20 protein-coding genes are annotated in these 22,333 nt (G+C 60.4%); 12 read left to right on the top strand and 8 right to left on the bottom strand.

Annotation, left to right across the window (positions count from 1 at the left end; genetic code table 11):
* Positions 1–391 precede the first annotated feature (391 nt).
* The 7 genes from ppc (at position 392) to WLY71_RS19215 (ending at position 7,686) form a co-directional block, all read left to right on the top strand.
* Entirely contained in the window at positions 392–3,022 is a 2,631-nt protein-coding gene (gene ppc, locus WLY71_RS19185; RefSeq protein WP_347804795.1) for a phosphoenolpyruvate carboxylase, read from the top strand.
* 289 nt (positions 3,023–3,311) lie between these two features.
* Positions 3,312–3,959: an adenylate kinase gene (gene adk / locus WLY71_RS19190; RefSeq protein ID WP_347804796.1), complete on the top strand. Its 648-nt coding sequence runs from the start codon at positions 3,312–3,314 to the stop codon at positions 3,957–3,959.
* Positions 3,960–4,052: 93 nt separating this feature from the next.
* A complete protein-coding gene (tsaB, locus tag WLY71_RS19195) occupies positions 4,053–4,727 on the top strand; it encodes a tRNA (adenosine(37)-N6)-threonylcarbamoyltransferase complex dimerization subunit type 1 TsaB (RefSeq protein ID WP_347804797.1) in 675 nt (224 codons plus the stop codon).
* A gap of 243 nt (positions 4,728–4,970) precedes the next feature.
* Positions 4,971–5,276 (top strand): hypothetical protein, encoded by a 306-nt coding sequence (locus WLY71_RS19200; protein ID WP_008156859.1) that lies wholly within the window; start codon positions 4,971–4,973, stop codon positions 5,274–5,276.
* Positions 5,273–6,133: a DUF72 domain-containing protein gene (locus WLY71_RS19205; protein WP_347804816.1), complete on the top strand. Its 861-nt coding sequence runs from the start codon at positions 5,273–5,275 to the stop codon at positions 6,131–6,133. Before WLY71_RS19200 ends, WLY71_RS19205 begins: the two co-directional genes overlap by 4 nt.
* 33 nt (positions 6,134–6,166) lie before the next feature.
* Positions 6,167–6,988, top strand: coding sequence for an isocitrate lyase/PEP mutase family protein (locus tag WLY71_RS19210; protein ID WP_347804798.1), 822 nt, complete (start codon positions 6,167–6,169; stop codon positions 6,986–6,988).
* A gap of 2 nt (positions 6,989–6,990) precedes the next feature.
* A complete protein-coding gene (locus WLY71_RS19215) occupies positions 6,991–7,686 on the top strand; it encodes an extensin-like domain-containing protein (protein WP_347804799.1) in 696 nt (231 codons plus the stop codon).
* A 17-nt stretch (positions 7,687–7,703) separates the two neighbouring features.
* On the opposite strand, the gene WLY71_RS19220 is transcribed toward WLY71_RS19215, so the two are convergent.
* A complete protein-coding gene (locus WLY71_RS19220) occupies positions 7,704–8,324 on the bottom strand; it encodes an energy transducer TonB (RefSeq protein ID WP_347804800.1) in 621 nt (206 codons plus the stop codon).
* 93 nt (positions 8,325–8,417) lie between these two features.
* Here WLY71_RS19220 and WLY71_RS19225 point away from each other — a divergent pair, with 93 nt between their 5' ends.
* Complete coding sequence (locus tag WLY71_RS19225) at positions 8,418–9,200, top strand: class I SAM-dependent methyltransferase (RefSeq protein ID WP_403144264.1); 783 nt, start codon at positions 8,418–8,420, stop codon at positions 9,198–9,200.
* A 118-nt stretch (positions 9,201–9,318) separates the two neighbouring features.
* On the opposite strand, the gene WLY71_RS19230 is transcribed toward WLY71_RS19225, so the two are convergent.
* Positions 9,319–9,963, bottom strand: coding sequence for a TetR/AcrR family transcriptional regulator (locus WLY71_RS19230; RefSeq protein ID WP_347804801.1), 645 nt, complete (start codon positions 9,961–9,963; stop codon positions 9,319–9,321).
* Between the two features lie 93 nt (positions 9,964–10,056).
* On the opposite strand from WLY71_RS19230, the gene WLY71_RS19235 reads away from it, so the two are divergent.
* The 3 genes from WLY71_RS19235 to WLY71_RS19245 all read left to right on the top strand — a co-directional run bounded on the left by WLY71_RS19235 (position 10,057) and on the right by WLY71_RS19245 (position 15,704).
* On the top strand, positions 10,057–11,157 hold the full coding sequence (locus WLY71_RS19235) for an efflux RND transporter periplasmic adaptor subunit (RefSeq protein ID WP_347804802.1): 1,101 nt from the start codon (positions 10,057–10,059) through the stop codon (positions 11,155–11,157).
* A gap of 6 nt (positions 11,158–11,163) precedes the next feature.
* Positions 11,164–14,235 carry an efflux RND transporter permease subunit gene (locus WLY71_RS19240; protein WP_347804803.1) on the top strand — a complete coding sequence of 1,024 codons (3,072 nt, stop codon included), beginning with the start codon at positions 11,164–11,166 and terminating at the stop codon, positions 14,233–14,235.
* A gap of 116 nt (positions 14,236–14,351) precedes the next feature.
* Complete coding sequence (locus tag WLY71_RS19245; protein WP_347804804.1) at positions 14,352–15,704, top strand: Fic family protein; 1,353 nt, start codon at positions 14,352–14,354, stop codon at positions 15,702–15,704.
* A 43-nt stretch (positions 15,705–15,747) separates the two neighbouring features.
* Here the strand turns inward: WLY71_RS19245 and WLY71_RS19250 are convergent, their stop codons facing one another.
* The 3 genes from WLY71_RS19250 to plsB are packed head-to-tail and all read right to left on the bottom strand — an operon-like array spanning position 15,748 to position 19,419.
* The gene (locus tag WLY71_RS19250) at positions 15,748–16,437 is read right to left on the bottom strand and encodes a DUF4197 domain-containing protein (protein ID WP_347804805.1); all 690 of its coding nucleotides are present in this window, start codon (positions 16,435–16,437) and stop codon (positions 15,748–15,750) included.
* A 27-nt stretch (positions 16,438–16,464) separates the two neighbouring features.
* Positions 16,465–16,863, bottom strand: coding sequence for a YbaY family lipoprotein (locus WLY71_RS19255; protein ID WP_347804806.1), 399 nt, complete (start codon positions 16,861–16,863; stop codon positions 16,465–16,467).
* Between the two features lie 51 nt (positions 16,864–16,914).
* On the bottom strand, positions 16,915–19,419 hold the full coding sequence (plsB, locus tag WLY71_RS19260) for a glycerol-3-phosphate 1-O-acyltransferase PlsB (RefSeq protein ID WP_347804807.1): 2,505 nt from the start codon (positions 19,417–19,419) through the stop codon (positions 16,915–16,917).
* A 163-nt stretch (positions 19,420–19,582) separates the two neighbouring features.
* Between plsB and WLY71_RS19265 the strand changes: the two genes are divergently transcribed.
* Positions 19,583–19,792 carry a cold-shock protein gene (locus WLY71_RS19265; RefSeq protein ID WP_008146705.1) on the top strand — a complete coding sequence of 70 codons (210 nt, stop codon included), beginning with the start codon at positions 19,583–19,585 and terminating at the stop codon, positions 19,790–19,792.
* A gap of 89 nt (positions 19,793–19,881) precedes the next feature.
* Here the strand turns inward: WLY71_RS19265 and WLY71_RS19270 are convergent, their stop codons facing one another.
* From WLY71_RS19270 to dapE, 3 genes are all read right to left on the bottom strand, one after another.
* The gene (locus WLY71_RS19270) at positions 19,882–20,259 is read right to left on the bottom strand and encodes a hypothetical protein (RefSeq protein WP_347804808.1); all 378 of its coding nucleotides are present in this window, start codon (positions 20,257–20,259) and stop codon (positions 19,882–19,884) included.
* 83 nt (positions 20,260–20,342) lie between these two features.
* Positions 20,343–21,152 carry a putative RNA methyltransferase gene (locus tag WLY71_RS19275; RefSeq protein ID WP_347804809.1) on the bottom strand — a complete coding sequence of 270 codons (810 nt, stop codon included), beginning with the start codon at positions 21,150–21,152 and terminating at the stop codon, positions 20,343–20,345.
* The gene (dapE, locus tag WLY71_RS19280) at positions 21,152–22,303 is read right to left on the bottom strand and encodes a succinyl-diaminopimelate desuccinylase (RefSeq protein ID WP_347804810.1); all 1,152 of its coding nucleotides are present in this window, start codon (positions 22,301–22,303) and stop codon (positions 21,152–21,154) included. The genes WLY71_RS19275 and dapE overlap by 1 nt, the downstream gene beginning before the upstream one ends.
* Positions 22,304–22,333 lie beyond the last annotated feature (30 nt).

Here is a 22,333-nt window from a genome sequence, read left to right on the forward strand (position 1 = left end):
GAACGCAGGCGTTGCGCAGGGGGCACCGCGGCAAGGATGCCGCGGTAGCCGCCCCCGGCCATGGATGGCCGATGGCGGCGGGCCCCCGGAGCAATGCCGGAGTGAGGGCATGCCGAGCCCAGGCGAGGCACCGAATGGAGGGGCAAAGCCTTTTGCTTACTTTTCGGCGTTTGGAAAAGTGAGTCGCTGTAAAAGCGAAACCGTAATCAGCCATCACCGCAGAAACGGATATGTACCCCACCAATCCCAACCCCAATCCCCAATCCCCAATCCCCAATCCCAAAACTTTCTCAGGCGAACAGCATTCCCGTCGTCGTCCGCTTGTAAGAACCGCTTTACAGCGGCACTCTCTAACGACAAAGCACCCCGGATTTTCGCTGGAGAACTGCTGATGACCGATATTGATGCACGCTTGCGCGAGGATGTTCACCTGTTGGGTGAGCTGTTGGGCAACACCATTCGTGAACAGTACGGGGACGGTTTTCTCGACAAGATCGAGCAGATCCGCAAGGGCGCCAAGGCCGACCGTCGCGGTTCAATGGACGCTGAACTGAGCGCCAGCCTCAACCAATTGAGCGAAGAAGAGTTGCTGCCGGTGGCGCGGGCGTTCAACCAGTTTCTCAACCTGGCCAATATCGCCGAGCAATATCAGCTGATTCACCGTCGCGAAGAGTCACAGCCTGCGCCGTTCGAAGCGCGGGTACTGCCGGAACTGCTCGCCCGCCTGAGTGCTGAAGGTCATGGCGCCGAATCCCTGGCCCGGCAACTGGGGCGGCTGGAGATTGAGCTGGTCCTCACCGCGCACCCGACCGAAGTGGCGCGCCGCACGCTGATCCAGAAATACGACGCCATTGCCGCTCAACTGGCTGCCCAGGACCATCGCGACCTGACCACTGCCGAACGCGAGCAGATCCACACGAAGTTGCAGCGCCTGATCGCCGAAGCCTGGCACACGGAAGAAATCCGTCGCACCCGCCCGACGCCAGTGGACGAAGCCAAGTGGGGCTTCGCGGTGATCGAGCATTCGCTGTGGCAGGCGATCCCCAACTATTTGCGCAAGGCCGACAAAGCCCTGTATGACGCCACTGGCCTGCACCTCCCACTGGAGGCAGCGCCGATTCGCTTTGCCTCGTGGATGGGCGGTGACCGCGATGGCAACCCCAACGTGACCGCTGCCGTGACCCGTGAAGTCTTGCTGCTGGCGCGGTGGATGGCCGCGGACTTGTACCTGCGCGATGTCGATCACCTGGCGGCCGAGTTGTCGATGCAGCAGGCCAGCGACGACTTGAAGGCCAAGGCCGGGGACAGCGCCGAACCTTACCGCGCGGTGCTGAAACAGCTGCGTGAACGCCTGCGCGCGACGCGTAACTGGGCTCACGCCTCCTTGACGAAGACCACGCCCGCACCCGCCGATGTGTTGCAAAACAACCGCGAACTGCTCGATCCGCTGGAGCTGTGCTTCCACTCGCTGCATGAGTGCGGCATGGGCGTGATCGCTGATGGGCCGCTGCTCGATTGCCTGCGCCGGGCGGTGACGTTCGGGTTGTTCCTGGTGCGGCTCGATGTGCGTCAGGACTCGACGCGACATACCGCGGCCATGAACGAGATCACCGATTACCTGGGCCTGGGGCGCTACGAGGACTGGAGCGAGGAAGAGCGCATCGCTTTCCTGATACGCGAACTGAACAACCGCCGGCCGTTGTTGCCGGCGTACTTCAAGCCATCGGCCGACACCGCCGAAGTGTTGGCGACCTGCCGGGAAATCGCTGCCGCACCGGGCGCATCGCTCGGTTCTTATGTGATCTCCATGGCCGGCGCCGCTTCCGACGTGCTGGCCGTGCAACTGCTGCTCAAAGAGTCTGGCGTGTTGCGGCCGATGCGCGTGGTGCCGCTGTTCGAAACCCTTGCCGACCTCGACAACGCCGGCCCGGTAATCGAAAAACTGTTGCTGCTGCCCGGTTATCGCTCGCGCCTGCAAGGGCCGCAGGAAGTGATGATTGGCTACTCCGACTCGGCCAAGGACGCCGGCACGACGGCAGCGGCCTGGGCGCAGTATCGGGCGCAGGAGCGCTTGGTCGACATCTGCCGCGAGCAGCAAGTGGAACTGCTGTTGTTTCACGGTCGCGGTGGCACCGTGGGACGCGGCGGCGGTCCGGCACACGCGGCGATTCTGTCCCAGCCGCCGGGTTCGGTGGCGGGGCGTTTCCGTACCACCGAGCAGGGGGAAATGATTCGTTTCAAATTCGGCCTGCCGGACATCGCCGAGCAGAACCTCAATCTGTACCTGGCAGCGGTGTTGGAAGCGACCTTGCTGCCGCCGCCTCCACCGGAACCTGCCTGGCGCCATTTGATGGACGAATTGGCCGCTGACGGTGTCAGCGCTTATCGCGCCGTGGTGCGGGAAAATCCACAGTTCGTCGAGTATTTCCGCCAGTCCACCCCGGAGCAGGAACTGGGACGCTTGCCGCTGGGCAGTCGCCCGGCCAAGCGCCGCGCCGGCGGGATTGAAAGCCTGCGGGCGATCCCGTGGATCTTCGGCTGGACCCAGACGCGTCTGATGTTGCCGGCGTGGCTCGGCTGGGAAGCGGCGCTGAGCAAGGCGCTGGAGCGCGGCGAAGGTGAGCTGCTGGGGCAGATGCGCGAACAGTGGCCGTTCTTCCGCACGCGCATCGATATGCTGGAAATGGTGTTGGCCAAGGCCGATGCCGATATCGCCCGGTCTTACGATGAGCGCCTGGTCGAGCCGGATCTGCTCCCTTTGGGTGCGCATTTACGCGACCTATTGTCGCAGGCCTGCTCGGTGGTCCTGGGGCTGACCGGTCAGTCGCAGCTACTGGCACATAGCCCAGCCACGCTTGAATTCATCCGCTTGCGCAACACTTACCTCGACCCTCTTCATCTATTGCAGGCTGAGTTGTTGGCGCGTTCGCGACAACAGGATGTGGCGCAGGGCAGCCCGGTAGAACAGGCGCTGCTAGTGTCTGTGGCGGGGATTGCCGCCGGTTTGCGTAATACCGGCTAAGGTTTTCGTCGTGGGGCAAGGCACTCGGCGCGAGCGTCGAGTTGCCTGTGGGCGATGGGTTCAAAAGTACTGCCAGGCGACAGTTAGTGATGGGGTTGCGACTAGGGGTACCCCGACGAAAGGCCACATCAGGCGCGGGTTTCTCCGACTTTCGGCGGCTTGTGTGGTCCGGGCCTGCTGTGTATCTTGATCAGCCTTTGACCGTTTGGGCGGTCACGACCCTTTTATTGAGATTGGCCCCACGAGGCGAATCTGACGTTATCTATATAAAAAATTGAGGAGCACATCGATGCGCGTCATTCTGCTGGGAGCTCCCGGGGCCGGTAAAGGTACTCAGGCTAAGTTCATTACCGAGAAATTCGGCATTCCGCAAATCTCCACCGGCGACATGCTGCGTGCCGCAGTCAAGGCTGGCACCGAGCTGGGCCTGATCGCCAAGAGCGTCATGGACTGCGGTGGTCTGGTTTCCGATGACCTGATCATCAACCTGGTCAAGGAACGCATCAGCCAGGCTGATTGCGAGAACGGTTTTCTGTTCGACGGTTTCCCGCGCACCATTCCTCAGGCTGAAGCCCTGGTGAAAGCCGGCGTAGAGCTGGATCACGTGGTCGAAATCGCCGTTGACGACGAAGAGATCGTTCAACGTATCGCCGGTCGTCGTGTTCACGAGGCCAGCGGCCGCGTGTACCACACCGTCTACAACCCGCCGAAAATCACCGGCAAGGACGACATCACCGGTGAAGCACTGGTGCAGCGCAAGGACGACACTGAAGAAACCGTGCGTCATCGCCTGTCGGTCTATCACTCCCAGACCAAGCCACTGGTAGCGTTTTACCAGAACCTGGCCGCTGATCAGGGCAAACCGAAGTACAGCCACATCGTTGGCGTCGGCTCGGTTGAAGTGATCACCGGCAAGGTGCTTGAAGCACTGAGCTGAAAAGTCTGAATCGCTTCATCTTCTACGGCCCGCTTGCGGGCCGTAGTTGTTTATACTGGCGCACTTTTTCTGACCTCTCTTACGGAAACATCGATGAGCACCTTGCTGGCCCTGGACACCGCGACTGAAGCTTGCTCCGTTGCCTTGCTGCATGACGGCAAAGTCACGAGCCATTACGAGGTGATCCCGCGTCTGCATGCGCAGAAGCTGCTGCCGATGATTCAGCAGTTGCTGGCGGATGCCGGGACCACCCTGCAAGCGGTCGATGCAATCGCTTTCGGACGTGGTCCGGGTGCGTTCACCGGCGTGCGGATCGCCATCGGTGTGGTGCAAGGCCTGGCATTTGCGCTGGACCGCCCGGTGTTGCCGGTGTCGAACCTGGCCGTGTTGGCGCAGCGGGTCTATCGCGAACACGGCGTGAGCCAGGTTGCTGCTGCCATCGATGCGCGGATGGATGAGGTGTATTGGGGTTGCTACCGCGAAACGGCGGGGGAGATGCGGCTGGTCGGCAATGAAGCGGTGCTGCCGCCGGAAGTGGCCGCGTTGCCGGCTGACGCCAGCGGTGAGTGGTTTGGCGCCGGCACTGGCTGGGGTTATGCCGAGCGTATCGCCGTGAGCCTGACCGGGCAGGATGCGGGCATGCTGCCTCACGCTGAAGACCTGCTGACCCTGGCGCGTTTTGCCTGGGCTCGCGGTGAGGCGATCGTGGCTGATGAGGCTCAACCGGTGTACCTGCGCGATAAAGTGGCGACGCCGAAAGCACGTTGAACGCAAAAGATCGCAGCCTTCGGCAGCTCCTACATTGGAATGACGTACACCTGTAGGAGCTGCCGCAGGCTGCGATCTTGGCGGGCTGTATGTATTGGTTGATCTAAAGGCGAAAGCCAATCGTCGTTTTATACCCCCCGCTTTTAAACCTTTTCCATTTTCTGTGTTCTAGTTATCACTCGGCGGTTTGCGAAGTGGGCTATGCGCCACTAAACTGCCATCATTGATCCCGGACATGTACTCATGCGTATAGACGGTGTTCCCTCTCAGTCCTACCCCATCAAACGCAAGCCTCGCAAAGGCCCTGTGGCGGATGACGACTACGTCGATATCGACGGCGAGCTGGAAATTCCATCCGAAGAGCAAATGGCCGCCCGCGCTGCCAAAGCCTCTGCGCAACGCTTGAGTAATCTCCCCGCCCGTCAACAAGACATGCTTTATCACCGTGCCATGAGCAGCAGTGTCGCGAAGGCCCTGGCTAGCTACCTGAGCACTGCCGGTTTTGTCGATTGGGATTCGGATGTGCTGGGCCTCGACCTGTACATCTGATGCTGCCTTACTACCTGGGCTGTCCGTCCTGGAGTGAAAACGCCTGGCGCGACTACCTGTATCCGCAAGACGCAAAACCCGCCGAATTTCTGAATCTCTATTCCCAGGTTTTCAACGCCGTGGAAGGCAATACGACCTTCTACGCGAGCCCGGCTGCGACCACCGTGCAGCGTTGGGCCGAGACCATGCCCGAACACTTTCGCTTCACGGCCAAGTTCCCCGGTGACATCAGCCACAGCGGTGACCTGCGCGAACAATTGACCGCTGCCGACACCTTCCTGCAATTGCTCAGTCCCCTGGGTGAACGGGTTTCACCGCTGTGGCTGCAACTGTCCAAAAGCTTTACGCCGCAGCGACTGTCGGAGCTTGCCGGTTTTATTGATGCTGTGGACCGGCCTCTGGCGGTTGAAGTGCGGCATGACGCCTTCTTCGCCAAGGGCGATGCCGAGAGAATGCTCAATCGCCTGCTACTGGATCGCGGTGTCGAGCGTATCTGCCTCGATCCCCGCGCGCTGTTCAGTTGCACATCGACTGATCCCTCGGTACTTCACGCCCAATCGAAAAAACCCAGGGTGCCGCCCCGTCCGGCCGCCTTCACGCAATGTCCGCAGGTACGCTTCATCGGCCATCCGCAACTTGAGGCCAACGACCCGTTCCTGCTGCCGTGGGTCGAGAAAATCGCCGTGTGGATCGAAGAGGGTCGTACGCCTTATATCTTCCTGCACACCGCCGACAATTTGCTGGCCGCCAAACTGGCGCAACGTTTTCACGCAAAACTGATGCTGCGTTTGCCTGGCCTGCCGCCGCTGCCTGAGCTATACAGAGAGCCCGCTGCCGAGCAACTTGGCCTGCTCTGAAGCGGATTCCCTGCCTTTTTCTGGAGCCTGCCAATGGATGCGCAAACCCGTCGAGCCCAAGCGTTCAAAGCACTGCACGAACGCGCGGGGGCTTTTGTCATTCCCAACCCGTGGGACGCCGGCTCGGCGAAAATGCTCGCCAGCCTTGGTTTCGAAGCGCTGGCGACCACCAGTGCCGGTTACGCCTTTTCCAACGCCCGCCCCGATGGCGGGCTGACGCTGGACGACACCCTGGCAAACGTTCGGGCGATTGTTGCGGCCACTGATCTGCCCGTCGCCGTCGACCTGGAAAACGGTTTCGCTGACGATCCGGCCGAATGCGCACAGAGTATTTTGCGTGCGGCAGAGGCCGGTGCGGTCGGCGGCTCGATCGAAGATGCCACGGGCCGTGAAGAAGCGCCGATTTACTGCTTCGAGCATGCCGTGGCGCGCATTGAGGCTGCCGTGGCAGCCGCTCGCAGCTTGCCGTTTCCCTTTATGTTGACCGCTCGTGCGGAGAACTTTCTGCACGGCAGTCCTGATCTCGCCGATACCATTCGCCGGTTGCAGGCGTTTGCCGAGGCGGGTGCCGACGTACTTTATGCGCCGGGTCTGCGCAGTGCTGAAGATGTGTTGGCGGTGGTCCGTGCCGTGGCGCCGAAACCGGTCAATGTGTTGATGTCTGGCGGACTGAAATTGACGGTCGAGCAGTTGAGCGAAATGGGCGTCAAGCGGATTAGCGTCGGTTCGGCGCTGGCCTTGGCAGCCTATGGCGAGTTTTTCCGCGCTGCCGAAGAGATCAAGACGTCGGGCACGTTCGGGTTCACGTCGCGGTCCATGCCGTATGCCCAGGCCAATCAATTGTTCAAAGGCTGACGATGCGGTTTCGGTGGTGGCTGCTGTTGATGCTGTTGATCATTGGTGCGGCGGCCGTGAGCGTCTGGCGCGGCTGGATCTCACTGCCACCCCAGTGGAATCCTTGGGCGCCGCTGGACGTGAAAGCCGCGCCCAATTTTCTGACGCGCTACAAACTGATGCGCCTGCGCGATGATCCGCAGTTGTGTGATCAAGCCCTGAGCAGCTCCGGATTGCGCGTAACCCATCAGGCCGACAGCCCCGATGCGACGTGTCCGTTGATCAACACCTTGCGTGTGCAAGGCGGCGAGGTGGCGCTGAGCAGCAGTTTCCTCGCCAGTTGCCGCCTGGCGGTGTCGTTCGCTCTGTTCGAACACCACGCCCTGCAACCCGCGGCGCAAGCGGTCTACGGTCAAGCGGTAACGCGTGTCGACCATCTCGGCAGCTTTGCCTGTCGCAACGTCTACAGCCGCGAAAATGGCAGACGCAGCCAGCATGCCAGCGCCGATGCGCTGGATATCGCCGGTTTTCGCTTGGCCGATGGCCGCTCCATCAACGTGCTCAAGGATTGGCCGAAGGATAATCAGGACGCACGGTTTTTACGTCAGGTCCGCGATGGCGCCTGCGACATGTTCAGTGTGGTCTTGAGTCCGGATTACAACGCCGCCCATCGCAATCACTTTCATGTGGATGTCGGGCCGTGGTGGGTGTGTCGCTGAGGGCCTGTTATTGAAGGTCAGGCGGCGATACGCAGGTTTTGCAGGACGATCGGGCGAGCCCAGCCGTTATCGAAGTCGAGTTGTTTCTGTTGCGCCACCAGTTCTTCGGGCGAGAACGGCGGGAATGGCTTGTCCAGCAGATCGAGTTCGAATTCGGCGATCGGCAGGTGCAGCGGACGCGGTTGCGGCGCCGGACCTGCTTCCGGCACAGGCTGACCTGCGGTGAGCACGATCGGGCGGACCCAGCGGCTTTCGAAGTCCTGTTGCTTCTGTTGAGCGACGATTTCTTGTGCCGGGAACGGTGGGAAAGGTTTGTCGGCCAGGTCCATTTCGAACTCGGCAATCGGCAGGAACAGTGGCTCGGGAGGGCGGACCTCGGTTTCTTTCACATCGCATTCGCGCTGGGAAATGATGTGAGCCAGCAGTTCGCTGCCAACGGTGGGTTCGACCGGGCTGTCGAGATCGACCGGTGGAAAGTTGAGAGAAGCCGGTACGACATCGCCCGACTGATCGGCCAAGGCCTGGGCAAAGAAATCCTGCCACAGGTGACTGACGCCGCTCAGTGCTTGGGAGTTTCGTAGGCCAAAATCGCCGTGGGGCGAGATGTAGCCTATCGATGTGCGTTGAATGTCTGACATTTCTCTCGGTCGACGCTCAGCTCTGGCAAAATGCTCGATAGTTTTGTTATCGGCCGTTTTTGCCGATCATTAATTTTTTGAGCGTGTTTTCTCATGATTGAGCAACCTGCGGCCTGCCGCATCCATGTCGAGGCCTTGGCCGCGACTTTTCAGCCACAGGCCGAACAATGGGCCGAGCGCCTGGGTTTGCCGATGCAGGTGGATGACGGTGAGTTTGCCTTGCAGGTCGGCGAGCAGGGTTTGCAGCTGCAGCAACTGGGTCCGGACGCGCCGGGGCCGGTGCGGGTGGACTTTGTCGAGGGCGGTGCGGCCCATCGCCGCTTGTACGGCGGCGGCAGCGGTCAGATGATCGCCAAGGCTGTCGGGGTTGCCCAAGGCGTGCGTCCGCGCGTGCTGGATGCCACGGCGGGGCTGGGTAAAGATGCGTTCGTGCTGGCGAGCCTGGGCTGCGAGATGAGCCTGATCGAGCGTCAGCCGCTGATTGGCGCGTTGCTTGAAGATGGCCTGGCACGCGGCGCGGAAGACTTTGACGTGGCGCCGATTGTGGCGCGGATGCGCTTGCTCAAGGGCAATTCGATCGAGGTGATGCGCAATTGGGAAGGCGAGCCGCCGCAGGTGATCTACCTCGACCCGATGTTTCCCCATCGTGAGAAAACGGCCTTGGTGAAGAAGGAAATGCGCCTGTTCCGGCCGCTGGTGGGCGATGACCCGGATGCGCCTGCACTGCTCGAAGCGGCGTTGGCGTTGGCCAGCCATCGAGTGGTGGTCAAGCGCCCGCGCAAGGCGCCATGCATCGAAGGGCCGAAGCCGAGTCATGCGCTGGATGGTAAATCGAGCCGGTATGACATTTACCCGAAGAAAGCGCTCAAGCCTTAAGACCGCGTCGCGCCCTTCGCGAGCAGGCTCGCTCCCACAGGGGACCTACGGTGTTGCATAGATCCAGTGTGGGAGCGAGCCTGCTCGCGAAGGGGCCAGATCGGACAACCGAAACCTATCAGGCTGACTCAGGCCGATACGCCCGCATAAACAACTCCACCACTTCCTGCACATGGCTCTCGGCCGCATCCCCGGTCAGCGGCTCGCCGCAGCCATAAAGCAGCCTGAAATTCCCCGCACCCTTGAGCAAGCAGAAGAAATGCTCGGCCGCATTGCGCGGTTTGTCGATGCTCAACGCGCCGCTTTGATCAACCTTGGTCAGCAACCGCTCCATGCCATGCAGCATGCGCTCAGGCCCGGCCTCGAAGAAGATCAGCGAGAGTTTCGGGTCCTGGCTGCCCAGCGTCATCATCAGCCGATGCAGGTTGACCGATTCGTCGCTGTTGATCAGTTGATGAAAGCCACGCGCGATGTTTAACAGCACCGTTTCTACGGCAGTGCCGTCCGGCAATTCGAAAAACAGCGTCGGCAATTGCTCTTCGCACTTGGCCATCACGGCGGCGGAGAACAGCGTCTCCTTGTCGTTGAAATGGCTGTAGACCGTCAACTTCGACACACCGGCCTCGGCCGCCACGGCGTCCATGCTGGTATTCGCATAACCCTTGCTCAGAAACAGAATTTTCGCCGCATCGAGGATCGCCTGGCGCTTGGCCAGATCCTTGGGACGGCCCGGGCCGTTGGGTACTGAAAGATTGTTAGGCATATGCGCTTTTATTACTGGACTGGTGAGTTTGCTATTAATAACATACCGCTCAGTATAATTATTCCAAGCACCATTAGCGAAAGGTCCTTCACCATGTTCCGCTATGCCTTGCCCCTCGCGTTGCCAGTCAGTCTGGCGTTTTTATTGTCTGCGTGTGGTCACGAAGAGGCGCCTCAAGTCACCGTTCGCCCGGCCATGGTCGTGCAGCCAGAGCCGTCGTCCCAGGCGATGGAAAGTTTTCCCGGTGAAGTCCGCGCTCGCTATGAGCCGGAGCTGGCGTTTCGCATTGGCGGTAAAGTCAGTCGACGACTGGTCGAAGAGGGGCAGCGGGTCAAGGCTGACCAACCTTTGGCGGAGCTCGATCCCCAAGACGTGCGCCTGCAACTGGAAGCCACCCGGGCCCAGGTCGCCGCTGCCGAGGCCAACCTGAGCCTGGTGCGCGCCGAACGTGATCGCTACAAGACCCTGATGGACCGTCAGATGGTCAGCCGTTCGCAGTACGACAATTCCGAAAACCTTTACCGATCCGGTGAAGCACGCCTCAAGCAAATCAAAGCCGAATTCAACGTTTCGACCAATCAGGCCAGTTACGCCGTGTTGCGTGCCCCTCAGGATGGGGTTGTGGCTAAACGCGCGGTTGAAGTCGGGCAAGTGGTGGCGGCTGGGCAAACCGTATTTGCCCTTGCCACCGATGGCGAGCGCGAAGTGTTGATCAGCGTGCCGGAGCAGAGCTTTGGCCGCTTCAAGGTCGGTCAGCCAGTGTCAGTCGAACTCTGGACCCAACCCGACCAACGTTTCGCCGGGCGCATCCGTGAGCTGTCGCCCGCTGCCGACCCAAAATCGCGCACTTTTGCCGCCCGCATCGCCTTCACCGCCGGCAAGGTTCCCGCTGAACTCGGCCAGAGTGCCCGGGTGTTCGTTCAGACCTCCGATGTGGTGCCGCTATCGGTGCCGCTTTCCGCGCTGACAGCGGAAAACGGCGCGACCTACGTCTGGGTCGTCAATGCCAACAATACCCTGAAGAAAACCCCTGTCCGGGTCGGAGCCTTCGGCGAGAAAACCGTACCGGTACTCGAAGGACTGAACGCCAGCGATTGGGTGGTGGCCGCTGGCGTCCATGTGCTGCTTGAAGGGCAGCAGGTGCGTCCGGTGGATCGCTCCAACCGCGTGGTCAATCTGGCGGACAAGGAGTAATCCCCGATGGGTTTCAATCTTTCCGCATGGGCACTGCGTAATCGCCAGATCGTACTGTTCCTGATGCTCTTGCTGGCAGTTGTCGGCGCACTGTCCTACACCAAACTCGGCCAAAGTGAAGACCCGCCGTTCACCTTCAAGGCCATGGTAATTCGTACCAACTGGCCGGGGGCCACGGCGCAGGAAGTGTCGCGCCAGGTCACCGAGCGCATTGAAAAGAAGCTGATGGAAACCGGCGAGTACGAACGCATCGTTTCGTTCTCCCGTCCGGGCGAATCCCAAGTGACGTTCGTTGCCCGTGATTCCATGCACTCGGTGGAAATCCCGGACCTCTGGTACCAGGTTCGCAAGAAAATCAGCGACATTCGTCATACCCTGCCACCGGGCATCCAGGGGCCATTCTTCAATGATGAGTTCGGCACAACGTTTGGCAATATCTACGCGCTGACCGGCGAAGGTTTTGATTACGCGGTGCTCAAGGACTACGCCGACCGCGTGCAGATTCAGCTGCAACGGGTCAAGGATGTGGGCAAGGTCGATCTGCTCGGGTTACAGGACGAGAAAATCTGGATCGAACTCTCCAACGTCAAACTCGCCACCCTGGGTCTACCTTTGTCGGCGGTGCAGCAGGCCCTTGAAGAGCAGAACGCGGTGTCCACCGCCGGGTTCTTCGAGACCTCCAGCGAGCGATTGCAGCTACGCGTCTCGGGGAATTTTCAGACGGTCGAAGAGATCAAGAGCTTCCCGATCCGCGTCGGTGATCGTACGTTCCGCATCGCCGATGTGGCTGATGTGCGTCGGGGTTTCAACGATCCGCCAGCGCCGAGCATGCGCTTCATGGCGGAAAACGCCATCGGTCTGGCCGTGGCCATGAAGGATGGTGGCGACATTCTGGTGCTGGGCAAGGCGTTGGAAATCGAGTTCGACCGGATCCAGAAAAATCTTCCTGCCGGTATGCAGCTGCGCAAGGTCTCCGACCAGCCCGCCGCCGTGAAAAGCAGTGTCGGTGAATTTGTTCAGGTGCTGGTGGAAGCGCTGGCAATCGTCCTGCTGGTGAGCTTCTTCTCCCTCGGCGTGCGCACCGGCATGGTGGTAGCGCTGGCGATTCCATTGGTATTGGCGATGACATTCGCCTGCATGTATTACCTGGGAATCGGCCTGCACAAGATTTCCCTCGGGGCGTTGGTACTGGCGCTGGGTTTGTTGGTGGACGACGCGATCATCGCCGTGGAAATGATGGCGATCAAAATGGAGCAGGGCTTCGACCGGATCAAGGCGGCCAGTTACGCCTGGACCAGCACCGCATTCCCGATGCTCACCGGCACGCTGATTACCGCTGCCGGCTTCCTGCCGATTGCCACTGCGCAATCGGGTACCGGCGAATACACCCGTTCGATCTTCCAGGTGGTGACCATCGCGTTGCTGGCCTCGTGGGTTGCCGCTGTTGTGTTTGTGCCTTATCTGGGGGAAAAACTCCTGCCGGATCTGGCGAAGATTCATGCAGCCAAACATGGCATCGGCGACGGCCAGCCCGACCCTTACGGCACGCCGTTCTATCAGCGCGTCAGACGCCTGGTGGAGTGGTGCGTACGGCGGCGCAAGACGGTCATTGTCCTGACGGCCGTGTTGTTTATCGGTTCTGTCATCCTGTTTCGCTTCGTGCCGCAACAGTTCTTCCCGGCATCGGGTCGTCTGGAGTTGATGGTCGATCTGAAACTGGCGGAAGGCGCCTCGTTGAGCAACACCCGCGATGAGGTCAAACGGCTCGAAGCACTGCTCAAGGATCACGCCGGTATCGACAACTATGTCGCTTACGTTGGCACCGGTTCGCCACGTTTTTACCTGCCGCTGGATCAACAACTTCCTGCAGCGAGCTTCGCGCAGTTTGTCGTCCTGGCCAAAACCATCGAGGAGCGCGAAGTCCTGCGCACCTGGCTGATCGAAGCCCTCAAGGAACAATTCCCGGCCCTGCGCGCGCGGGTGACACGTCTGGAGAACGGGCCACCGGTTGGCTATCCGATGCAGTTCCGGGTCACCGGTGAGCACATCGAGGAAGTCCGCGCGCTGGCCCGTAAAGTCGCGGCCAAGGTTCGCGAGAACCCGCATGTGGTCAACGTCCATCTGGATTGGGAAGAACCGAGCAAAGTCGTTTATCTGAACGTCGATCAGGACCGCGCCCGCGCGCTTGGCGTGAGCACCGCGAACCTGTCGAAGTTCCTGCAAAGCTCTCTGACCGGTTCCAGCGTCAGCCAGTACCGTGAAGACAACGAGTTGATCGAGATTCTGTTGCGCGGCACATTGCACGAGCGCACCGAACTGTCATTGCTGCCAAGCCTGGCGGTGCCGACTGACAACGGTCGCAGCGTGGCGCTGTCGCAAATCGCGACGCTGGAATACGGCTTCGAAGAAGGCATCATCTGGCACCGCAACCGCTTGCCGAACGTGACGGTCCGCGCCGACATCTACGGCAAGGAACAACCGGCGACGCTGGTGAAGCAGATCATGCCGACCCTCGATCCGATTCGCGCCGAATTGCCGGACGGGTATTTGCTGGAGGTCGGTGGCACGGTGGAGGACTCGGCTCGCGGGCAGAATTCGGTGAAGGCCGGTGTACCGCTTTTCATCGTGGCGGTGCTGACGTTACTGATGCTGCAACTGCGCAGTTTCTCACGCACGGTAATGGTGTTTCTGACGGCGCCTTTGGGTTTGATCGGTGTGACCTTGTTCCTGATAGTGTTCCGTCAGCCGTTCGGTTTCGTCGCCATGCTCGGCACCATCGCGCTGTCCGGGATGATCATGCGTAACTCGGTGATTCTGGTGGACCAGATCGAGCAGGACATTGCTTCCGGGCTCAAGCCTTGGCAGGCGATTATTGAAGCCACGGTGCGGCGCTTCCGGCCGATTGTGTTGACTGCACTCGCGGCGGTGCTGGCGATGATTCCGCTGTCGCGCAGCGTGTTTTTCGGGCCGATGGCGGTGGCGATCATGGGCGGGTTGATTGTGGCAACGGCGCTGACGTTGCTGTTTTTGCCGGCGCTGTATGCGGCGTGGTTCCGGATCAAAAAGGACCCAGCCTAACCTCTGTAGGAGCAAGCTTTGCTCCTACAGTTGTTTCAGAACCTTCTGATATTGAGTCAGAGAGGTCTGAGTGCTGTACTCAAAACTCAGTTCTACGAGTTTTTGAGACAGCAATAATGAAAAAGCCGCCCATTTTGAGGGGAAGGACCGACCCGGTATTCGATCTGTTGGGGAAGTCGCCCCACAAGGAACGCCTCTCGGACTACCTTGCCTTGCTCAAGCCGCTGGACGATCAGGGGCGTTATCTGCCTTTCGATGAGTTGCGCTACCGCTGGGCGCCAGGGCTGGATTCGAATCTGTGCTGGGCGCTGGTGAAGAAAGCCCGGACTGCGCAGTACTCAAGTCTTTTGCCTCTGGGCGAGCCGCTTCAATGGGGCAATTTCGTGCTCACGCCGTTGGCGCAGAAAGCTATTTCCGCCGTCGATCGACAAGCCACAACGGCCGCGCTGGAGTACATGACCAGTCAGATCGGTGAACACGCGCATTTCAGTTATCTGTTGAATGACTTGATCGAAGACGAAGCCATCAGCAGCAGCCAGCTCGAAGGCGCGGCGACCACGACGCGGGTGGCCAAGGACATGCTCAAGCGTAACCGCCTGCCGCGCACGCCGGATGAGCGAATGGTGATCGGCAACTACAAGATGATGAATTTCGCCTGGGAAAAGCGTTATGACGCCCTGAGTGTCGAACTGATTTCAGCCATGCACCGGGTGGGTGTCGAGGGCATTGATGACACGCAATATTCGCCGGGGGAGTTCAGGGGCAACGATGATGTGGTGGTGCAGGACGGCGAGGGCAACACCGTGCATACACCGCCGCCCGCAGCAGGGCTGGTGTCACGATTGCGGGTGCTGTCGAAGTGGATCAACCAGCCCCACAACGATCCCGATCAAGTGGATTACGTTCATCCACTGATCAAAGGCATCGGGCTGCATTTTGCGTTGGGTTATGAGCATCCTTTTCGCGATGGCGACGGTCGGGTGGCGCGCGCGCTATTTTACTGGTTCATGTTCAAGAATGACTTCTCTGCCTTTCGCTACATTGCGATCAGCATCTTGCTGCGCAGTGCGCCGGTGAAATACGGGCGGTCTTATCTGAACACTGAGGCCGATGACCTCGATCTGACTTATTTCATCGATTTCCAGTGTTCGGTCATCCTGCGGGCTGTCAGCGGTTTCACCGAGGCATATCGGAAAAGTCTGGCGTATGCCGAAAGCTTTGATCGCTGGTTGTTGGAGTCCGGCTTTTTTGACCGTTTGACCGAGAAGCAGCGAGCCGTATTCCAGGTGGCCAAGAGCGGGATGGCCAAGGAGTTTACGGCGGTCAATGTGAAGGAGAATCTGGACTGTTCGTACAACACTGCGTCGGCCACATTGAATGGGCTGGTCGAATTGGAGGTGTTTGAGAAAAGGAAGATGGGGCGCGAGTGGGTGTTCTTTCTGCGGGCTCAAAACACAACCCCGTTCTGACCGTTCCCACGCAGAGCGCGGGAACGGTCACCGGGAGAGAGTATTAGAGGGTGCCAAACACCTTCTTCGCCAAACTGGTCGCTGCCGCCGCAGGATTCTGGCGAATGGTTTCTTCCTGTTTACCAATCATCTCGAACAGACCGTTCAACGCCTGCTCGGTCACGTAGCTTTCGATGTTGGCGTTCTTCGCGTCCACCACGCCCAGCGTCGCGGCTTGTCCGGCGAACGAGTTGTATTGCTTGGCCAGGCCGACCTGGTCGGTGGCTTGCTTGACGATTGGCAGGAACTTGACGCGGATCTGTTCGCGGCTGGTTTTGCTCAGGTACTGAGTGGCCGAGTCCTTGCCGCCGCTGAGAATGCCCTTGGCATCCTCCACGCTCATCTTCTTCACCGCGTCCACCAGGATCGGCTGGGCCTGGGTCACGGCGGTTTCAGCCGCTTTGTTCATGCTGGTTTCCAGCTGATCGACTTGGTCGCCCATGCCGAACTGCTTCATCTTGCTGGCGACTTTGCCCAGTTTGCCCGGCAGTTCGATTTTCACGTCCGGGTTGTTGCTGAAGCCGCCCGGCGTGCCGAGTTGTTTCACGGCCAGCTGCGCGCCTTGGGTCAGGGCATCTTTGAGGCCGCCGGTGGCGTCTTTTTGTGACAGGTCGTTGAGCGACAGCGCCAGGGCGCTGGCGGAGATCATCAAGCCTGCGCACAGGCCGGCGAAGCGAAGGGTAGGGCGGAACATGGCAGCTTCCTTGTTCAAAATAGAGAATTAGCGGGCGGCGTCGACGCGGATTTTCAGTGGCTGCGGATCGCTGCCATCCAGCTGCACGGCGTGATGTTCGGTGGTGATGAACATCAGTTCGCCATTCACTTCGATCCGTGCGCTGACCGAGTAACGATGGCCCGGTTTGACCTGCGTTGGATCGTAACTCAGATGAAAGGGCAGCGGCACCTGGCCTTTGACCGGACCTTTCTGTTCGCCAAGGACCACGGCGGGCGCGTCGGCCAGGGAAACGTCCTGCAAGCTGACGCTTAAGGTAGCGCTGGGCGGCAGGGCAATTCGTTGCAGGTAGAAGACTTCGCCATCAAGGGAGTTTTTAGCGGCGGGTTGCATCGTCTGACAGGCGCCCAGCAGGGTGGTCATGGCCAATAAAGAGAGTTTTTTCATCGGAGATCTCCGTATCGAAGGCGCCAGAAGAGGCCTGGCGCCCGTAGGAATTTAGTCGGATAGAGTCGGAGCCGCGACCTGATCCGCCGCATCTTCACTGCGATGCAACGCGACCTGACGGATCGACAAGCGAATCTCCGCCGGCAACACCCGCTTGGCCGCACCTTCGGCCAGTTCGCCGAGCAGTTCGTGATAGCTCAGCTTGCCGGCCTCGTCGCGCTTGAGCACATCCAGATCCAGCATCGTCTGGATGAAATGGCGGAACAGGCTCTTGTCGAAGAACTCCGGGGCGTTGAGGCCATGCAGAATCGACAGACGCTGGGCCATGACCGTGCACAAGTCTTCCAGCTCTTCGGCGCTGATGCTGTTCTGACCGCTGTTGAGCAGCAGGGAAACGGTCATGTAGAAACGTTGCAGGGTCTGGGCGATGCTTTTCGACAGCAGCGTCAGCAGTACGAAATGCCGCGAGCTCGGCGCCGGACGCAGGTAAACGTCCTTCTCAAAACGCAGCAGACCTTGCTCGACGAAGGCTTCGAGCCATTGGTCGATCACCGCATCCAGTTCCTCCAGCGACCAGCGAATGAACAACTCCGATTGCAGGTACGGATAGAGCGCGCGGGTGTAGCGCAGGATCTGTTCGCGGCTCATGCGCGAGGCGCTCTGGAAGAAGCTCGCCAGCAACGCAGGCAAGGCGAAGATGTGCAAAACGTTGTTGCGGTAGTAGGTCATCAGGACGGCGTTCTGCTCGTCCAGGTACAGAATCTTGCCCAGGGCATCGCTCTGCTCGGACAGCAGATTCATGTCCTTCACATGCTCGATCAGCGCCCGGCCGTCACCTTCCGGCAGGGTGGTGTGCGGCGAATACGGGACCTTGCGCAACAGCGCCAGATACAGATCAAGCACCCGCGCCATGGCGCGGTCGTCCAGGGCCAGACGGCTGGTGGACAGCAGTGCCAGAGCCACCAGGTTGACCGGGTTGATCGCCGCGGCTTCGTTGAGATGCTGCGCGACTTTCTCGCCCAAACGGTTGGTGGTTTCGTTGAGCCAGGCCGGTTTGAATTGCGGACCGAGATCCTGTTTACGCCAGTCTGGCTGTTCGCTGTCGAGGAATTCCGCCAGTTTGATCGGTTCGCCGAAGTTCACCGCCACCTGACCGAAACGCTGCTTGAGCGCGCCGATGACTTTGAAGATGTCGAAGATCGATTCTTTCTTCTTGCTCGCACCACGCAGTTCGCCGAGGTAGGTTCGGCCTTCCAGCACGCGCTCGTAGCCGATGTAGACCGGGATGAACACGATGGGCATCCGCGACGAACGCAGGAAGCTGCGCAGGGTGATGGCGAGCATTCCGGTTTTTGGTTGCAGCATGCGCCCGGTGCGCGAACGGCCGCCCTCGACGAAGTACTCCACCGGGAAGCCTTTGGTGAACAGGGTGTGCAGGTATTCGTTGAACACCGAGGTGTAGAGCGGGTTGCCCTTGAAGGTGCGGCGCATGAAGAACGCACCGCCACGCCGCAGCAGGCTGCCGATCACCGGCATGTTGAGGTTGATCCCGGCGGCGATGTGCGGCGGGGTCAGGCCGTTGCGAAACAGCAAGTAGGACAGCAGCAGGTAGTCGATGTGGCTGCGATGGCACGGCACGTAGATCACTTCGTGACCCTGAGCGACCTTCTGCACGCCTTCGATGTGGTTGACCTTGATCCCGTCGTAGATCTTGTTCCAGAACCAGCTCAGCACCACTTCCAGAAAGCGGATCGCGGTGTAGGTGTAGTCGGAGGCGATCTCGTTGCCATAGCGCAGGGCCTGGGCCTTGGCTTTCTCCGGAGAGATGTTTTCACGCTCGGCTTCGTCGAGGATCGCTTGCTTGACCAGCGGCTGATTGAGCAGGCCTTTGACCAGATTGCGACGGTGGGAAATGTCCGGGCCGATCACCGCCGCTTTCAGGTTGCGGAAGTGCACCCGCAGAATTCGTTGGGCCATGCGCACGGTGCGCTCGTGGCCTTTGTTGTGGTCGATCAGTTCGCGCAAATGGATCGGCGCCGAGAACTGCACCCGGGTTTTGCGCCCCAGCACGATGATGCTCAACAACCGACGCAGGCGCCCGGTGACTGCCCAGCTGTCGGCGAAGAGCAGTTTCCACGGGCTCGATTCGCTGTCCGGCGATTGGCCCCAGAACACGCTGACCGGAATGATCTGCGCGTCTTCGGCGGCGTTCTGGCTCAGGGCGCTGACCAGGCGAGTCAAGGTCGGCGGTGCACCACGCTTGTCCTGACGGCCGAGCCAATCGGGCTCCGGCGTGAGGTAAAAGAACGCCGCAGGTTCCTCCAGCGTACCTACCGAGACCGGCAACACCGGGCGGGGCAAACCCGCCTTGCTGCACTCGGTATCGACCACGGCCAGGTCGGTCAGCGAAGGGTTTTGCAGGACGTAGAACACCGGACGGCTGCGATCGAGGTTGAGGGTGAACGACGACTGATTGATCGTCTCCGAGCGAACCCAGAGGTAGAGCAGTCGGCGCAGGGTGCCAAACACAAGACGGCGGAACGGGGAACGGGTCATACGGCATCTGCATGAGTGAATAAAACCGAGCGTTTGCTCGGGCGGTCGATAGTGTGCCGTATTCGCCGAAAATCGGCAAAAAAGCGGCTAAGTAAAGTGAGTTGAGAGTTTTGGCGGCTGTCATATACTCGGCCGTTCAAAATAAAAACAAGGGGGTACTGACATGGCTACGCGCGAAACCGGCAATGTGAAGTGGTTCAACGATGCCAAGGGTTACGGATTCATTCAGCGCGAGGACGGGGTGGACGTGTTCGTGCACTACCGCGCGATTCGCGGCGAAGGGCATCGCTCCCTGGCTGAAGGTCAGCAGGTGGAATACGGCGTGGTGACTGGCGAGAAAGGCTTGCAGGCTGAGGATGTGGTGGGGTTGTAAGCTTCAAGGTCAAAAGATCGCAGCCTGCGGCAGCTCCTACGGGTGTACACCTAACCCTGTGGAGCTGCCGCAGGCTGCGATCTTTTTGGTTAAGCGGTTTTCCAGGTGATTTCTTCTTCACCATCCGCGCTGATGCGCATCCAGCGATCCGCTGTCTCTTCACCTTCTTCCTCGACCCAGCTACCCGGCGCGCAACGCACTTCGACGTTCAGCGCGGCAAAGGCTGCGCGGGCGCAGGCGATGTCGTCTTCCCACGGGGTCTGGTCGCTGTCCAGGAACAGGCTGTTCCATTTGCCCACGGCTTTCGGCAGCCAGGTGACCGACACGTTGCCGGCCTTGCACTTGTAGGTCTGGCCTTTCTGGACCCAGTCGGTGCATGGGCCCAATGCCGCGCCGAGCCAGGCCGCGACGGCCTTGTAGTCGACGTCGGCGTCTTTCAGGTAAATCTCGATATCGGGTTGGCGCATGGATGTCCTCACTGCGGGTCTGAAAAATCCATTCGCGGATTTAGCCGGTCTACGGCAACTGCCGTAGACCAAAATATTAAAAATTATTGAAGTACGAAGTAATCGTAGCGCATTGAAACAGTGACCTCGAACGGCTCGACCTGTTCGATGACTGCCGCTCGGCGTTCAGCACTGGCGCGCCAGCCGTGGGGCGTCATGGCCAACAGGTTCGCACGGTCCTGACCACTTTCCAGCGTCAGTTTGAACTCCAGGGTTTCGCTGTGCTGCTGCGCCATGCCTTCCGGCACCAAAGCCAGATGCTTGTCGTCGGTGTACTCACGCACTTCGTCGTACAGACGCTCGCGCAATTCCATCAGATGGCCGCTGGTCGGCCCGACTTTCATCAAGCCACCACCGGGGCTGAGCAGGCGCTTGGCTTCCTCCCAGTCCAGCGGGCTGAAGACGCTGGCGAGAAACTGGCAGCTGCCGGAGGCCAGCGGCACCCGCGCCATGCTGGCGATCAACCACGTCAGCTGCGGGTTGCGTTTGCAGGCGCGTTTGACGGCTTCCCGGGAGATGTCCAGCGCGTAACCGTCGGCGCTCGGCAAAGCCTCGGCGATTTGCGCGGTGTAGTAACCCTCGCCACAACCGATGTCCAGCCAGCGCTGGGGCGCGTATTGCGCCGCCAGTTCGGCCAGACGCTTGGCCACCGGCGCGTAATGGCCGGCGTTCAAGAAGTCGCGACGGGCTTCGACCATCGCCAGGTTATCCCCAGGGTCGCGGCTGTTCTTGTGCTGCACCGGCAACAGGTTCAGGTAACCCTGACGCGCACGGTCGAAACGATGCCCGGCGGGGCAGGCCACGCCGTTGTCCACCGCGTTCAGCGGTTCGCTGCAGATCGGGCAGGCGAGCATCAGGCGAGCAACTTGATCAGGGTCTGGTAATAGATTTCAGTCAGCACATCGAGATCGGCAGCCAGCACACGCTCGTTGACCTGGTGGATCGTCGCGTTGACCGGGCCAAGTTCAACCACTTGTGTGCCCATGGTCGCGATGAAGCGTCCGTCGGAGGTGCCGCCGCTGGTGGACGCTTTGGTTTCACGACCGGTGATGTCCTTGATGCTCGACGCGACAGCATCCAGCAGGGCGCCCGGTTCGGTGAGGAACGGCAGGCCGGACAGCGCCCAGTCGATGTGCCAGTCCAGGCCATGCTTGTCGAGGATGTCAGCGACGCGCTTTTGCAGGCCTACCACGGTCGATTCGGTAGAGAAGCGGAAGTTGAACACCGCCACCAGGTCACCCGGAATCACGTTGGTCGCGCCAGTGCCGGAGTTCACGTTGGAGATCTGGAAGCTGGTCGGCGGGAAGAAATCGTTGCCGTGGTCCCAATGCTCGGCAGCCAGTTCGGCCAGCGCCGGGGCGGTGAGGTGGATCGGGTTCTTGGCGAGGTGCGGATAGGCCACGTGACCTTGCACGCCGCGCACGGTCAGCTTGGCGCCGAGGGAGCCGCGACGGCCGTTCTTGACCACGTCCCCCACCAGGGTGGTGCTCGACGGTTCGCCGACGATGCACCAGTCCAGACGCTCCTTACGGGCGGCAAGGCGTTCGATCACAGCTTTGGTGCCGTGGTGCGCCGGGCCTTCTTCGTCGCTGGTGATCAGGAAAGCGACCTTGCCCTTGTGATCCGGGTAGTCGGTGACAAAACGCTCGGCCGCCACGGTCATGGAGGCGAGGCTGCCTTTCATGTCCGCCGCGCCACGGCCGCAGAGCATGCCGTGTTCGTCGATCAGCGCGTTGAACGGGTCGATCTGCCAAGCGGTCACCGGGCCGGTCGGAACCACGTCGGTGTGACCGGCAAAGCACAGCACCGGGCCGTCGTGTTTACCGTGGGTGGCCCAGAAGTTATCCACATCTTCGATGCGCATTGGCTCCAGCGCAAAACCGGCATCGCCCAGGCGCTGCATCATCTGCTTCTGGCAATCGGCGTCGACCGGCGTCACGGACGGACGGCGGATCAGGTCGATGGCGAGTTGAAGGGTCGGCGAAAGGTCGGCGTGGGCCGTCATGGGGAACTCCGAAAGCTGGGGGGCAAGGCG

The sequence above is a fragment of the Pseudomonas rossensis genome, from assembly GCF_039888995.1.
In the GTDB taxonomy this organism is placed as follows: Bacteria; Pseudomonadota; Gammaproteobacteria; order Pseudomonadales; family Pseudomonadaceae; genus Aquipseudomonas; species Aquipseudomonas rossensis.